This is a genomic window from Pseudomonas sp. GW460-LB5, from assembly GCF_059423245.1.
In genome coordinates this window covers 329144-344767 of sequence record NZ_JBWKXT010000001.1, presented here as the reverse complement: position 1 = coordinate 344767, position 15624 = coordinate 329144, and the positions used below count along the sequence as shown (strand labels likewise).

At 62.7% G+C, this 15624-nt stretch carries 10 protein-coding genes; 7 read left to right on the top strand and 3 right to left on the bottom strand.

Annotated elements, in window-relative coordinates; genetic code table 11:
* Nucleotides 1-183: 183 nt before the first annotated feature.
* Complete coding sequence (locus tag AC07XM_RS01595) at nt 184-1803, top strand: FMN-binding glutamate synthase family protein (protein ID WP_016488804.1); 1620 nt, start codon at nt 184-186, stop codon at nt 1801-1803.
* Between the two features lie 124 nt (nt 1804-1927).
* Here the strand turns inward: AC07XM_RS01595 and AC07XM_RS01590 are convergent, their stop codons facing one another.
* Nucleotides 1928-3346, bottom strand: coding sequence for an amino acid permease (locus tag AC07XM_RS01590; RefSeq protein WP_016488805.1), 1419 nt, complete (start codon nt 3344-3346; stop codon nt 1928-1930).
* 391 nt (nt 3347-3737) lie between these two features.
* On the opposite strand from AC07XM_RS01590, the gene AC07XM_RS01585 reads away from it, so the two are divergent.
* From AC07XM_RS01585 to AC07XM_RS01575, 3 genes are all read left to right on the top strand, one after another.
* Nucleotides 3738-6887 carry a transglycosylase domain-containing protein gene (locus AC07XM_RS01585; RefSeq protein ID WP_102688904.1) on the top strand — a complete coding sequence of 1050 codons (3150 nt, stop codon included), beginning with the start codon at nt 3738-3740 and terminating at the stop codon, nt 6885-6887.
* Between the two features lie 89 nt (nt 6888-6976).
* Nucleotides 6977-7522 (top strand): PadR family transcriptional regulator, encoded by a 546-nt coding sequence (locus AC07XM_RS01580; RefSeq protein ID WP_016488807.1) that lies wholly within the window; start codon nt 6977-6979, stop codon nt 7520-7522.
* Nucleotides 7515-8276, top strand: coding sequence for a siderophore-interacting protein (locus AC07XM_RS01575; protein WP_102688905.1), 762 nt, complete (start codon nt 7515-7517; stop codon nt 8274-8276). The genes AC07XM_RS01580 and AC07XM_RS01575 overlap by 8 nt, the downstream gene beginning before the upstream one ends.
* Before the next feature lie 119 nt (nt 8277-8395).
* Here the strand turns inward: AC07XM_RS01575 and AC07XM_RS01570 are convergent, their stop codons facing one another.
* Together AC07XM_RS01570 and AC07XM_RS01565 are read right to left on the bottom strand one after the other, a co-directional pair.
* Complete coding sequence (locus tag AC07XM_RS01570; protein ID WP_102688906.1) at nt 8396-9031, bottom strand: Pr6Pr family membrane protein; 636 nt, start codon at nt 9029-9031, stop codon at nt 8396-8398.
* Between the two features lies 1 nt (nt 9032).
* Nucleotides 9033-9254, bottom strand: coding sequence for a VF530 family protein (locus AC07XM_RS01565; protein ID WP_016488810.1), 222 nt, complete (start codon nt 9252-9254; stop codon nt 9033-9035).
* Nucleotides 9255-9418: 164 nt separating this feature from the next.
* Here AC07XM_RS01565 and AC07XM_RS01560 point away from each other — a divergent pair, with 164 nt between their 5' ends.
* The 3 genes from AC07XM_RS01560 to AC07XM_RS01550 all read left to right on the top strand — a co-directional run bounded on the left by AC07XM_RS01560 (nt 9419) and on the right by AC07XM_RS01550 (nt 15477).
* On the top strand, nt 9419-11479 hold the full coding sequence (locus AC07XM_RS01560; protein WP_102690313.1) for a TonB-dependent receptor: 2061 nt from the start codon (nt 9419-9421) through the stop codon (nt 11477-11479).
* 219 nt (nt 11480-11698) lie between these two features.
* Nucleotides 11699-13033, top strand: coding sequence for a carbohydrate porin (locus AC07XM_RS01555; RefSeq protein WP_023047125.1), 1335 nt, complete (start codon nt 11699-11701; stop codon nt 13031-13033).
* A 32-nt stretch (nt 13034-13065) separates the two neighbouring features.
* On the top strand, nt 13066-15477 hold the full coding sequence (locus AC07XM_RS01550; RefSeq protein ID WP_023047124.1) for a glucose/quinate/shikimate family membrane-bound PQQ-dependent dehydrogenase: 2412 nt from the start codon (nt 13066-13068) through the stop codon (nt 15475-15477).
* Nucleotides 15478-15624: the final 147 nt, after the last annotated feature.

The window sequence follows — 15624 nt, the reverse complement described above, 5'->3', positions numbered from 1 at the left end:
CTCGAAGCTGGTGATGACCTGTAGGAGCTGGCTTGCCGGCGATAGGGCCGGTACAGCCAGTACATAACTTGGCGAGAATGATTTTCGCTACCCCGATTTTAATTTGCAGGGCCCTGCAACTTGGCTATGGTCGGGGTTTGCCCCCAGGCCCTGAGCCTGACCGCGCCATCGCAAGGACCCTGTATGAGCCTGTCACTCCTCAGTCGCTATGCCTTCTTCGCAGCCTGTGTGCTGTTCACCCTGGCGAGCTTGCCCTTCACCCACCACGAATGGTTGTGGCCGTTCACCCTGACCACAGGCATCCTCAGCCTGATCGGCTTGTTCGACCTGCTGCAGCAACGCCATGCCGTACGCCGCAACTACCCGATCCTGGGCAACATCCGCTATCTGGTCGAGGCCATTCGCCCGGAAATCCGCCAGTACTTGCTGGAGTCCGACAGCGACGCCCTGCCATTCTCCCGCGCTCAGCGCTCGTTGGTGTACGCCCGGGCCAAGAACGAAGCCTCGGACAAACCGTTCGGCACCCTGATAGACGTATACGAGTCTGGTTTCGAGTTCATCGGCCACTCCATGCGCCCGGCGCCGCTGGCCGACCCAAGCAGCTTCCGCGTCATCGTCGGCGGGCCGCAGTGCAGCCAGCCGTACTCGGCCTCGATCTTCAACATTTCGGCCATGAGCTTCGGCTCGCTCAGCGCCAATGCCATCCGCGCCCTCAACCAGGGCGCCAAGCTGGGCAACTTCCACCATGACACCGGCGAAGGCAGTATCAGCCCTTATCACCGCGAGCATGGCGGCGACCTGGTCTGGGAACTGGGCAGCGGCTACTTCGGTTGCCGCACGCCGGACGGGCGTTTCGACCCCGAACGCTTCGCCGCCCAGGCGCGCAGCCCGCAGGTGCGCATGATCGAAATCAAGATGAGCCAGGGCGCCAAGCCCGGCCACGGCGGCATCCTGCCCAAACACAAGGTAACCCAAGAGATTGCCGAGACCCGAGGCGTGCTGATGGGCGAAGACTGCATCTCGCCGTCGCGCCACAGCGCTTTCTCCACGCCGATCGAGATGATGCAGTTCATTGCCCAGCTGCGTGAGCTGTCCGGCGGCAAACCAGTCGGCTTCAAGTTCTGCCTGGGCCACCCGTGGGAGTTCATGGGCATCGCCAAGGCCATGCTGGAAACCGGCATCCTGCCCGACTTCATCGTCGTCGATGGCAAGGAAGGCGGCACCGGCGCCGCACCGGTAGAGTTCACCGACCATATCGGTGTGCCGCTGCGCGAAGGCCTGCTGTTCGTGCACAACACGCTGGTTGGCCTGAACCTGCGTGACAAGATCAAGCTCGGGGCCAGCGGCAAGATCGTCAGCGCCTTCGACATCGCCAGCGTGCTGGCCATTGGTGCTGACTGGGCCAACTCGGCGCGTGGCTTCATGTTCGCCATTGGCTGCATCCAGTCGCAGAGCTGCCACACCAACAAGTGCCCCACCGGCGTGGCCACGCAAGACCCACTGCGCCAGCGCGCTCTGGTGGTGCCAGACAAGGCCCAACGGGTGCTGAACTTCCACCACAACACCTTGCGTGCCCTGGCCGAAATGCTCGCGGCGGCGGGCCTGGACCACCCGGCGCAGCTGGAAGCCAAGCACCTGGTGCGGCGCGTCTCGGCCACCGAGATCAAGCTGTTCTCGCAGATGCATGTGTTCTTGAAACCGGGCGAGTTGCTGACCGGCGAGGTGAACGGGCAGTTCTATTCACGCATGTGGCAACTGGCCCGGGCCGACAGCTTTGAGCCGCACAGCGAAGTGGCTGCCTGATAGAGCCCTGGGGCTGCTGCGCAGCCAGATCGCGACACAAGGCCGCTCCTGCAGAAATACGCGATCTCCTGTAGGAGCGGCCTTGCGCCGCGATGGGCCGCAAAGCGGCCCCAGAGGTTTCAGATCAGGAAGCAGTACTGGCCACACCTTGTACGTCTTTCGGCGCCAGACGGAACGCGTAGTACAGCACGGTCAGCAGCACCAGGAACGCCGGGCCAATGTACAGGGCCACACGGGTATCCTCGAAGTACGCCATCAAGCCAACCACCAGCACCAGGAAACCCAGCGCCAGGTAGGAGCTCAGCGGCCACAGCCACATGCGGTACTTCAGTGCCTTGCGCTCAGCAGTGGAAAGACCGGCACGGAACTTGAGCTGCGCCAGCAGGATCATCACCCAGGTCCAGATTGCACCGAAGGTGGCAATCGACGTTACCCAGACAAACACTTTTTCCGGCACCAGGTAGTTGGCCAGCACGCCCAGCAGTAGCGCGCCGATCGACAGCAGCAGTGCATTGCGCGGTACGCCATTCTTCGAGGTACGGGCAAAGGCGGCAGGGGCCTGGCCGTTTTGTGCCAGGCTGTAGAGCATGCGCCCGGTGCTGAAAATCCCGCCGTTGCACGACGACAGTGCCGCGGTGATGACCACGAAGTTGATGATGCCGGCGGCGGTCTTGATGCCGAGGCGCTCGAAGGTCATGACGAACGGGCTACCCTGGCTGCCAATTTCGTTCCACGGGTAGATCGACAGGATCACGAACAACGCACCGACGTAGAACAGCAGGATGCGCCAGAACACCGAGCCAATGGCCTGTGGGATGGTCTTTTGCGGGTTGCGTGCTTCGCCGGCGGTCAAACCGATCATTTCCACACCCAGGTAGGCGAACATCACCATCTGCAGCGACATCAGCACGCCGGTCACGCCATTCGGCATGAAGCCGCCGTTGCTCCACAGGTTGGAGACACCTACAGCCACACCGTCATTGCCGAAGCCGAAGGCAATGACACCGATGCCGCCAAGGACCATGGCGATGATGGTGACAATCTTGATCAGGGCGAACCAGAACTCGAATTCACCAAAGGCCTTCACCGCTACCAGGTTAACGGCGCCCATGCTACCCAAGGCTGCCAGGGCCCAGATCCAGCGGGGCACGTCGGGGAACCAGATACCCATGTAGATGGCTACTGCAGTAATTTCGGCGACACAGGTCACCAACCAGAGGAACCAGTAGTTCCACCCGGTGAGGAAGCCCGCCAGCGGGCCGAGGTAGTCTTGGGCATAGCGGCTGAACGACCCGGCGACCGGGTTATGCACGGCCATTTCGCCAAGGGCGCGCATGATCACCAGGATGGCCAAGCCACCGATGATGTAGGACAGCATGATGGCAGGGCCGGCCATTTCGATGGCTTTGGCCGAACCGAGGAAAAGACCGACGCCGATACAGGCGCCCAGCGCCATCAGGCGGATGTGCCGTTCGCCCAGTTCACGCTTGAGCGGGCCGCCTTCATTGGCCTGGCCATGGGCAGAGTGGTTGCCGACTGGCATAGCAATACAACCTCATTTTGTTATTGGATTTGACCTTCGTGCAGCACCGGCCAGGCCGATAGGCGTGGCGTCTGCTTGCCAGGCTGGCTTCGTGGGCCGGCCCGTGTGCCGGGGTAGAGCGCCCGGCAGGGCGAAGGGGCCGAGCAGTATAGGAAGACCGTTGCAGGGTTTTTCGCTGTATATACAGGAATAATCAGCAAGTTTTCTCGCCCGTGCAGCGGCCCGGAAAACTGCCCCGGCACCATAGCAACATCTCGGGGTCAAAAAACCCACACCAAAGCCGCATAGCCCTACCCCGCTTTTCTCCACCTCCTACAAATTTTTCACCTCACCCGCTCAACGTCTAAGCTTCAGACAAGCAAGACGAAAACACCTGGCCGGATTGAAGACTATGGGCGCACTGTGGCAATCGGAACCAAGCAGAACGGAAGCACTCGAGATACCTCCGGCCGAGACGCCCCAACCGAAGCCCCCCCGTCAGCGTCGGCTTTGGTGGCGGCTGATCATCCTCATCCTGCTGGTGGCGCTGGTAGCCATCGGCTTCGCTGCGTATGACGAATTCCGCACCTCCGAACTGCAATCGCGCGAGTTCAGCAAACTGGCCGCTACGCTCACCTACTCGCTGGAGCCTGGCCCTAGTGACGCCATTATCTACCCCGGTGAAGGGCCGTTCGACAAACGACTGGGCTACAGCGCCCTGGGCGAATTCCTGCCACGCCTGCTCAAGCGCGACTACCTGATCACTGAGCAGGTGAGGTTCTCCCCTGCGCTGATGAACTACGTCGATCATGGGCTGTTCGCGCCCTATATCGAGAAAATCCAGGCCGGCCTGTCGATCACTGACTGCCGCGGCGACACGCTGTACCAGTACAACTATCCACAGCACCTGTACCCGAACTTTGCCGCAATCCCGCCGGTGATGGTCAACAGCCTGTTGTTCATCGAGAACCGCGACCTGCTCGATACCCAGGACCCGCGCAACAACCCCGCCGTGGACTGGCCACGCTTTGCCAAAGCCGCCTACAGCCAGGTGGCCAAGTACCTGGCTTTGCCTGGTCAGTCTGCGGGCGGCAGCACGTTGGCCACGCAACTGGAAAAGTACCGCCACTCACCGGACGGCCTGACCGTGTCGGGTGCCGAGAAAATCCGACAGATGATTTCTGCCAGCGTGCGCGCCTACCGGGGCGGCCCGGATACCACCGAAGCACGCCAGCGCATCGTGCGCGACTACCTCAACAGTGTGCCGCTGTCGGCCGTGCCCGGGCACGGCGAAGTACACGGCATGGCCGAAGGCTTGCGGGTGTGGTACGGCGCCGACTTCGACCAGGTCAACCTGGCGCTGAATTCCACCGCCACTGACGCCGAAAGCATGGCCACACGCGGCCTTGCCCTGCGCCAGGTGCTGTCGCTGATGATTGCCCAGCGCCGCCCGTCCCACTACCTGTCCAAGGGCCGGGTCGAGCTGGCCGAACTCACCGATTCGCACATCCGCGTGCTCGCCGCAAACAATGTGATAGAGCAGCCACTGGCCGAAGCCGCACTGGCCAGCAAAGCGGTCTATCGAGACTGGGTAGCGCAGCCAACCATCGTGCCGATCGTCACCAACAAGGGCATCAGCCTGGCGCGTAACCGGCTGGCAGCCATGCTCAACCGCCCGCTGTATGATCTCGACCGCCTCGATGTGTCGGCCACCAGTACCCTGCAGGCCGACCTGCAACTGCAGGTCAGCCAGTACCTGAAAAACCTTGCCGACCCCGAGTTTGCCGCGCAGATGGGGCTGATCGGCGAGCGCCTGCTCACCACCAAGACCACCGACCAGGTGAGCTACAGCTTCACCTTGTTTGAGCGCACGGCCGACGGCTCGCGAGTACGGGTGCAGACCGACAGCACCAACCAGCCCTTCGACATCAACGAAGGCAGCAAGCTGGAGCTGGGCTCCACCGCCAAGTTGCGGGTTCTGACCACATACCTGGAGATCATCGCCGAACTGCACGACAAGTACGCCGGCAAGCCCGCTGCCGAGTTGAAGAAGGTCGAAGTCGCCGAACTCGACCGCATTACCCAGTGGTCGCTGGAATGGCTGGCGCAGAACAGCAAGAACCAGAGCCTGGACGCCATGCTCGACGCCGCGCTGGAGCGCAAATACTCCGCCAATACCGGTGAAGCCTTTTTCACAGGCGGCGGCATGCACGTGTTCAACAACTTCCGCAAGGAAGACAACAGCCGCAACCCGACACTCAAGGATGCCCTACGCGAATCGATCAACCTGCCGTTCATCCGCCTGATGCGCGACCTGGTGCGCTACGTGACCTACCAGCAGCCGTACAACCGCGTGCCGCTGCTCAAGGACGACGCCGACCCTCGCCGCCAGGAATACCTGGCCCGCTTCGCCGACAAGGAAGGCACCAACTACCTGATGCGCTTCTGGAAGAAATACCAGCGCAAAACCTCGCAGCAGCGCCTGGACACCTTCCTGGACAGCATGCGCGTGACCCCACAGCGGCTGGCAGCGGTGCACCGCTACCTGTTCCCTGAAGCAGGGCAGGAAACCTTCAATGCCTTCGTACGTGCCCACCTCAAGGGCGACAAGGCTGCCTTGGGCAAGTTGACCGACGGCCGCCTGTCAGAGATGTACGATGCCTATGGCCCCGGTAAATACGACCTGCCCGACCAGGGCTACATTGCCAAGGTCCACCCGCTGGACCTTTGGCTGCTCGGCTACCTGCTGAAGAACCCGAGCTCGACCTTGACCGAAATGGTCAACGCCAGCCGTTTCGAGCGCCAAGAGGTGTACAGCTGGCTGTTCAAGAGCCGCTACCAAGGGGCCCGCGATAGCCGCATCCGCACCATGGTGGAGATCGAAGCCTTCCTCGACATCCACCAGCGCTGGAAGCGCGTTGGCTATCCATTCGACCACCTCGTGCCCTCGCTGGCCACCGCGATCGGCAGTTCGGGCGACCGTCCTGCCGCCCTGTCCGAACTGGTCGGCATCATCCAGAACGACGGCATACGCCTGCCTACCCTGCGCATCGACACCCTGCACTTTGCAGCCAATACACCTTATGAGACCAAGTTGATCACCGACCCGGACCGGGGCGTGCGGATTCTGCCCGTGGAAGTGGCGCGCGCACTGAAAGGCGCCATGTCGCAGGTGGTGGATGCAGGCACGGCGCGGCGTATTTCCGGCAGTTTCAAGCTGCAGGACGGTACACCACTGGTGATGGGGGGCAAGACCGGTACCGGTGACAACCGCATTGAAAGCTTCGGCGCCGGTGGCCGGCTGATTGGCTCGCGCTCGCTGAACCGTACAGCCACCTTTGTGTTCTTCCTTGGCGACAACCACTTCGGCACCCTCACCGCCTTCGTGCCGGGGCGCTCGGCAGAGGCATTCAAATTCACCTCGGCGCTGCCGGTGCAGGTTCTCAAAGGCATGGCCCCGATTCTCATGCCGTACCTGCAGCCGGGCAATCCGAATGAGTGCAAACCGCCGCAGGTGGCCGTGAACACACCGACTGCGGCAGGGAACGTATCGAATGACTAGATGATAATCATCAGCATCCAGAGGCTTGTCTTTAGATATATCTTGAGTAATATCTTACGATATATCGCAAACGACGGAGCCCTGTCCCCATGCGCGAACACACCCCCCATGATCCCTTCGAGCGGCGCCCCGGCCGCGGCGAGCGCGGCCCACGCGTCTTCGCCCCCGGTGACCTCAAGCTGCTGATGCTGGACCTGCTCGCAGACCAGCCCGGCCACGGTTACGACCTTATCCGCCAGATCGAAAACCTGTTCGACGGCAGCTACAGCCCTAGCCCCGGGGTGATCTACCCCACGCTGAATTTTCTAGAAGAGGCCGAGTTGATCAGTGGCCAGGTGCAAGGCAGCAAACGCCTCTATGCCATCACCGACGCCGGGCGCAGCGCCCTGGCCGAGCAGGCTGTCGCCCTGGACGGCGTGCGCATGCGCATCGAGGTCAGCAAACGCGCCCTGCGCGGCCACGACCGCCCGCCAGAAATCCATGAAGCAGTCGGCAACCTGCGCCACGCACTGCACATGCACAGCGGCCGCTGGACACCGGAAGAGATCCAACGGGTCCGCGACTTGCTCAACCATACCGCCAAGGCCATCGCCTCCGGGCCGGCCGAACCTGTCAGGGAGGCTTCCCATGAGTGACACCATCCACCGCGTCAACCACCAGATCCGCCAACGCCGTTTGCAGGTACTGCGGGTCACCGAACTGACCCCACGCATGCGCCGCATCACCCTCGGCGGTGCCGAACTGCAGGGTTTCACCAGCGTGGGCAGTGATGACCATATCAAGCTGCTGTTCGCCGAAACGCCGGAGCAACAGCAGGCCATCGAGGCCCGTAATATGGGCCGGGACGGTGGCGCACGGCCGACCATGCGCGAGTACACGCCACGGCGCATCGACCTGGTGGCCAATGAACTGGACATCGACTTCGTACTGCACGGTGATGGCCCCGCCTCCACCTGGGCCGCCCAGGCCGCGCCTGGGCAAACCCTGGACATCGCTGGGCCACGAGCATCAATGGTGGTGCCGGATATTTTCGACAGCTACCTGCTGATCGGTGACGAAACCGCCATTCCGGCGATTGGTCGGCGGTTGGACGAACTGCCGGCTGGCCGTCAGGTGCTGGCGGTGATCCAGATCGAAGACGAGCAGGAGCGCCAGCCGCTGCCGAGCAAGTCACAAGTCGAAGTCATCTGGGTGCGTCGCCAGCAAGAAGATTTGCTGGAACTGTTGAAGAAGCTGACCTTGCCGCAAGGTCGGTTGTACGGCTGGGTGGCGCTGGAAAAAGCCCTGACCCGCCAGGCCAAGGCGCTATTGCTGGAAAAAGGGGTGCCGGAGGATGCGCTGAAGGCAGCGGCCTACTGGCGTGCCGACGGGACTGCGGACGACGAGTGATCTTGGTTGCCTGCACTGGCCCTATCGCCGGCAAGCCGGCTCCCACCGTTATTGCACAGCCCATGAAGGCTATGGGGTACCTGTAGGAGCTGGCTTGCCGGCGATAGGGCCAGTGCACGCTAAGCGAATCTGTTCGACCCGCGCCACTTATCCAGCCCCAGCAACACCAGCCCTATCCCCCAGAACCCCGCCAGCACCCCCAGGGCATTGAGCATCACCTGCCCATACCCCAGGCTCGCCACATCGATGAACGGATAGGCATACACGCCAATCTCGCTCCCCCGCCACAGCGCGTAGGCGAAGTACACCGCCGGGTAAATCGCCCACACCGCCAAGTGCCAAAGCCTCAGGCTGCCCTTGGGCACCTCCCACCACCAGTACACGGCATAAAGCACCGGCATCACGTCGTGCAGCAACTCGTCCGCCAGCCATTGCCAGCCCTGCGGTTGCCACAAGTGACGCAGCAACAGGCTGTAGGCCAGCGCCACCAGCACGATGCTGGCAGCCACCGCAGTACTCACCGACGGCGACAGGAAAAAACCCCTGACTCGGCCTTCACGACCGAACGCCGCATAACTGACCACCGCCGCCACCAAGGTATTGGTCAGCACGGTGAAATAGCCGAACACGTTGATCAGGCCGCCAATCAGGCTGGCCTGTTCCTGCCAGCGCGCCAGCAGCACCAGGTATACCTGCACGGTCAGGCCGAACCAGCCGAGCACGGCGATGCTGGTCAGCCAGGGGCGACGCGGCATATCAGGCCTGGCGCTGCAGCTTCACGTACAACTGCTCGACCTTTTCCCGCGCCCACGGTGTCTTGCGCAAAAAGGCCAGGCTCGACTTGATGCTGGGGTTGCTCTTGAAGCAACGCACATCGATGCGTTCGGCCAGGCCCTGCCATTGGTAGTGCGCCACCAGCTCGGTGAGGATCTGTTCAAGGGTCTTGCCGTGCAGCGCGTTGTGTTGGGCCGTGCTCATGCTGTGCTCCGTTGGAAAGATGCGCACCTTACACGAGTGTAGTGGCGGGCGGGATCCGTCAAGTCGACAGAAAAACTGCTGGCCAGGCGTAAAACCTCTGTGCTGAAATAGTTATGTTATGTTGTAACACTAAAAAAGTATCTGCCAAGGAACGCCCCATCGCCATGTTGTACCCAACGCTTCGTCTCTCCCCCCTTGCCGTCGCGCTCTGGCTGGCTGCATCGCCCAGCCAGGCCGTGGAACTTGAACCACAGGTAATTACCGCCAATCCGCTGGGCAACCGCCAGCTGACCGCCCCCAGCACCGTGCTCGAAGGCGACAACCTGCTGCAACAACAGCACGGCAGCCTCGGTGAAACCCTGAACAAGCAGCCCGGGGTCGCCTCTACCTGGTTCGGCCCTGGCGCCAGCCGCCCGGTGATCCGTGGCCTGGACGGCGACCGCATCCGCATCCTGCGCAATGGCGTCGGCGCCCTGGATGCCTCATCGCTGTCCTATGACCACGCCGTGCCGCTGGACCCGGTTACCGTCGAGCGCGTCGAGATCGTCCGTGGCCCGGCCGCCCTGCTCTACGGCGGCAACGCCATCGGTGGCGTGGTCAATACCTTCGACAATCGCATCCCGGACGCACCGATCGAAGGCATCCACGGTGCCGGCGAGCTGCGCTACGGTGGCGCCGACACCACCCGCAGCAGCGCCGGCAGATTGGAGGCGGGCAACGGTGCCTTCGCCCTGCATCTCGATGCCAACAGCCGCCAATTCAACGACCTGCGCATCCCCGGCTACGCCCGCAGCGCCAAGGTACGTGACGCCGATGAGCCCGGCAGCAAACACCGCCTGGAAAACAGCGACGGCCGTCAAGATGGCGGTGCCGTCGGTGGCGCCTATCACTGGGATCACGGTTACGCCGGCCTGTCTTATAGCCGCTACGACAGCAATTACGGCTCGGTGGCCGAATCCGGTGTGCGCCTGGACATGAAACAGGACCACTACGCCTTCGCCTCCGAACTGCGTGACCTGGATGGCCCGTTCAGCTCCGTCAAGGTCGATGCTGGCTATACCGACTACGAACACAGCGAGATCGAAGAAGGCGAGGTGCACACCACCTTCAAGAACAAGGGCTACGAAGCCCGTATCGAAGCCCGCCACCAACCGCTCGGGCCGGTGGAGGGGGTGATCGGTGCTCAGGTCAGCCGCAACGAATTTTCCGCCCTGGGCGAAGAGGCTTTTGTCCCACACACCCATACCAACAGCCTCGCGCTGTTCATGCTGGAGCAATGGCAGGCCACACAGCGGCTGAACCTGAGCCTGGGCGCACGCGTGGAGCACACTCGGGTTGACCCTGACGCCAAAGGCAACGAAAACTTCGTCGATGCCGACAGCGCCAGCAGCTTCAACGCCTTCAGCCTGTCATCAGGTGCGGTGTACCAGCTCGACCCGATCTGGTCGCTGGCCGCCAACCTCGGCTACACCGAGCGCGCCCCGACGTTCTACGAGCTGTACGCCAATGGCGCGCACGTGGCCACCGGCGCTTTTGAAGTTGGCGACGCCAGCCTGAACAAGGAAAAGGCCATCTCTGCCGACCTGGCGCTGCGCTTCGACAATGGCACCCACAAAGGCAGTGTCGGGGTGTTCTACAGCCACTTTCGCAACTACATCGGGCTGATCGGCACCGGCAACCTGCGCGAGGGCGGGCATGATCACGACCATGGCGAGGACGACCACGATCACGACCATGACCATGACCATGACCACGACGGTTTCCCGGAATACCAGTACCAGGGCGTGCGGGCGCGCTTTTACGGCATCGAGGCCCAGGACCGCTGGCAACTGGTCGAGAACCGTTACGGCAGCTTCGCGCTGGAGTTGTCTGGTGACTACACCCGGGCCAAGAACCTCGACAGCGGCGAACCGCTGCCACGCATCGCCCCGCTGCGCCTGAACAGCGGCCTGGTGTGGGAACTGGACCGCTGGCAGGCGCGGGTCGATGTCCAGCATGCCGCGTCGCAGCACCGCAAACCGGCCAACGAAACCAGCACCGATGGCTACACCACACTGGGTGCAAGCATTGGCTACCGCTTCGAAGTTGGCCAGAGCCAGTGGTTGGCGTTTGTGCGCGGCGAAAACCTGACCGACCAGACCGTGCGTTATGCCAGCTCGATCCTGCGCGATATCGCGCCGGCGCCGGGGCGTAGTGTCGAAGTGGGGTTGCGTACCACCTTCTGAAATCGCTGGGGCGCTTTGCGCCCCTCTTCAGGCTATTGTTACCCGCTGAACAACAATCCCCTGCGACAATTTGTCTTTTTTTCTTACAACTTCCGCTATATCCTGCCCGCCTGAAGCTGAATCGATTCACTGAAACCATCCTGTCGCCATATCCATTGAAGGGCACGCCCTTCGATGCGCTTGCCGTTTTTTCAATAATCAAAAAGATAGCGCTATCTCATGCTCCAACTGCCCAAAACCTGTTACATCGGCCTTGCCCTCAGCGCCTTGGCGACACCCGCCGCCGCCAGCGAAATGTTCGCCAGCGACTCCCCATGGATGCTCGGTGACTGGGGCGGCACTCGCAGCGAATTGCTGGAAAAAGGCTACGACTTCACCCTCGGCTACACCGGCGAGATGGGCAGCAACCTGCACGGTGGCTTCGACCACGACCGTACCGCTCGCTACAGCGACCAGTTCACCTTTGGCAGCCACCTGGACCTGGACAAGATTTTCGGCTGGCATGACACCGAGTTCCAGCTGACCCTTACCGAGCGCCACGGCGACAACATCAGCAACGACCGCATCAACGATCCTCGCGTCGGCGGCTTCACCTCGGCCCAGGAAGTCTGGGGCCGTGGCGAAACCTGGCGGCTGACGCAGATGTGGATCAAGCAGAAGTACTTCGAGGGTGCGCTGGATGTGAAATTCGGTCGCTTCGGCGAAGGCGAAGATTTCAACAGCTTCCCTTGCGACTTCCAGAACCTGGCCTTTTGCGGCTCGCAGGTAGGCAACTGGGTGGGTGGCATCTGGTACAACTGGCCGGTCAGCCAATGGGCCCTGCGCGTGCGTTACAACCTCAGCGACACGCTTTACACCCAGGTGGGCGTGTTCGAGCAGAACCCCTCCAACCTCGAATCTGGCAACGGCTTCAAGCTCAGCGGCAGCGGCACCCAAGGCGCGGTAATGCCAGTCGAACTGGTATGGACCCCACGTATCCAAGGTTTGAAAGGGGAATATCGCGCTGGCTACTACTACAGTAATGCCAAGGCACAGGATGTTCTCAAGGACAGCAACGGCCAGCCGGCCGCCCTCAGCGGCGCCGCCTACCGCAGCAGTTCGAGCAAGCACGGCATGTGGCTCGGCGCCCAGCAGCAAGTAACCTCGCTGGCATCCGACCAGTCGCGAGGCCTGAGCCTGTTCGCCAACGCCACGGTGCACGACAAGAAGACCAATGCCATCGACAACTATGTGCAGGCAGGACTGGTATACAAAGGGCCTTTCGACGCCCGCGCCAAGGACGACATCGGTTTCGCCCTGGCCCGCGTGCACGTCAACCCCGCCTACCGCAAGAACGCCCGCCTGGCCAACCAGGCCGCAGGGCTCTACGACTATGACAATCCAGGTTTCCTGCCGGTGCAGGACACCGAGTACAGCGCCGAGCTGTACTACGGCATCCACTTGGCCGACTGGCTCACCGTACGCCCCAACCTGCAGTACATCCGCCACCCGGGCGGGGTGTCGCAGGTCGATGGCGCCCTGATCGGTGGCCTGAAGATCCAGAGCAGTTTCTAACCACCCTTTTTTGACCTGACGGAGAACCTACGATGAGCACTGAAGGTGCCAACCAAGGAAGCCGCTGGCTCCCTCGCCTGATCGGCGCGCTGCTGTTGCTGATGGGCCTGGCCCTGCTGGCCGGTGGTATCAAGCTAAGCCAGCTGGGCGGATCGCTGTACTACCTGATTGCCGGTATCGGCTTTGCCCTCTCGGGCATCCTGCTGCTGGCCCAACGCCGCATTGCCTTGGGCCTGTACGGCCTGGTGCTGCTGGGCAGCACTGTATGGGCGCTGCTTGAAGTGGGCCTGGACTGGTGGCAACTGGTGCCACGCCTGGCCATCTGGTTTGCCATCGGCGTGGTGCTGCTGCTGCCGTGGGCACGTCGTCCGTTGATCGGCCCGGCCAGCAAAGCCAACACTGCACTGCTCGGCGTTGCGGTGGTTGCTTCGGGCGCATGTGCGCTGGGCAGCCAGTTCACCCACCCCGGCGAAGTGTTCGGCGAACTGGGCCGCGAAAGCAGCGAAATGGCCAGCGCCGCCCCATCCATGCCTGATGGCGAATGGCAGGCTTACGGCCGCACCGAGCATGGCGACCGTTATTCACCGCTGCGCCAGATCACCCCGCAGAATGCCTACCGCCTGGAAGAAGCCTGGCGCATTCGCACCGGTGACCTGCCGACCGACAACGACCCTGTGGAGCTGACCAACCAGAACACCCCGCTGAAGGTCAACGGCATGCTCTACGCCTGCACCGCACACAGCCGCTTGCTGGCCCTGGACCCGGACACCGGCGCGGAAATCTGGCGTTACGACCCGCAGGTCAAGAGCCCGACCGGCACCTTCAAAGGCTTTGCCCACATGACCTGCCGCGGCGTTTCGTACTATGACGAAAACCGCTATGTCAGCCGCGACGGCAGCCCGGCGCCGAAAATTACCGACGCCGGCCAGGCCGTAGCCCAGGCCTGCCCACGCCGCCTGTACCTGCCTACCGCAGATGCCCGCCTGATTGCCATCAACGCCGACAACGGCAAAGTCTGCGAAGGCTTCGCCAACCAGGGCGTGATCGACCTCACCACCGGCATCGGTCCCTTCACTGCCGGCGGCTACTACTCCACCTCGCCTGCCGCTATCACCCGTGACCTGGTGATCATTGGTGGCCATGTCACCGACAACGAGTCGACCAACGAGCCGTCGGGCGTGATCCGCGCCTACGACGTGCACGACGGCCACCTGGTGTGGAACTGGGACAGCAACAACCCGGATGACACCAAGCCGTTGGCCGCCGGCAAGATGTACAGCCGCAACTCGGCCAATATGTGGTCGATCGCCAGCGTCGACGAAGACCTGGGCATGATCTACCTGCCGTTGGGCAACCAGACCCCGGACCAGTGGGGCGCCGACCGCACCCCGGGCGCCGAGAAGTACAGCGCCGGCGTGGTCGCCCTTGACCTGGCCACCGGCAAGGCCCGCTGGAACTACCAGTTTACCCACCACGACTTGTGGGACATGGACGTGGGCAGCCAGCCGACCTTGGTCCACCTGAAGACTGACGATGGGGTGAAACCCGCGATCATCGTGCCGACCAAGCAAGGCAGCCTGTACGTGCTCGACCGCCGCGACGGTACGCCGATCGTGCCGATTCGCGAAATCCCCACCCCGCAAGGCGCAGTGAAGGGCGACCACACCTCGCCGACCCAGGCCCGCTCCGACCTCAACCTGCTGGGCCCTGAGCTGACCGAACAGGCCATGTGGGGCGCTACGCCATTCGACCAGATGCTGTGCCGCATCCAGTTCCGCGAACTGCGCTACGAAGGCCAGTACACCCCGCCTTCCGAGCAGGGTTCGCTGATCTACCCGGGCAACGTGGGTGTATTCAACTGGGGCAGCGTGTCCGTCGACCCGGTCCGCCAACTGCTGTTCACCTCGCCCAACTACATGGCCTTCGTGTCGAAGATGGTCCCGCGCGAGCAGGTGGCCGAAGGCAGCAAGCGCGAAAGCGAGACCAGCGGCGTGCAGCCGAATACCGGCGCGCCGTACGCGGTCACCATGCACCCGTTCATGTCGCCGCTGGGCGTACCGTGCCAGGCACCGGCCTGGGGCTATGTCGCCGCCATCGACCTGTTCACCAACAAGGTGGTGTGGAAACACAAGAACGGCACCACTCGTGACAGCACCCCGGTACCGATCGGCCTGCCGGTTGGCGTGCCGAGCATGGGCGGTTCGATCGTCACCGCCGGTGGCGTCGGCTTCCTCAGCGGCACCCTGGACCAATACCTGCGCGCTTATGATGTAAACAACGGCAAGGAACTGTGGAGTGCCCGCCTGCCAGCGGGTGGCCAGGCCACGCCGATGACCTACACCGGCAAGGATGGCAAGCAGTATGTGCTGGTAACCGCCGGCGGCCATGGCTCGCTGGGCACCAAAATGGGCGATTACATCATCGCTTACAAATTGGCTGACTAAGTTACCGAGCCCTGCTTGCAGGGCTCATTCCCCTGTACCGGCCTCATCGCCGGCAAGCCAGCTTCCACAGGTATTCCACCGACCTTGAAAATGGTGGGTTACCTGTGGGAGCTGGCTTGCCGGCGATGAGGCCGGTGCAGGCAATCA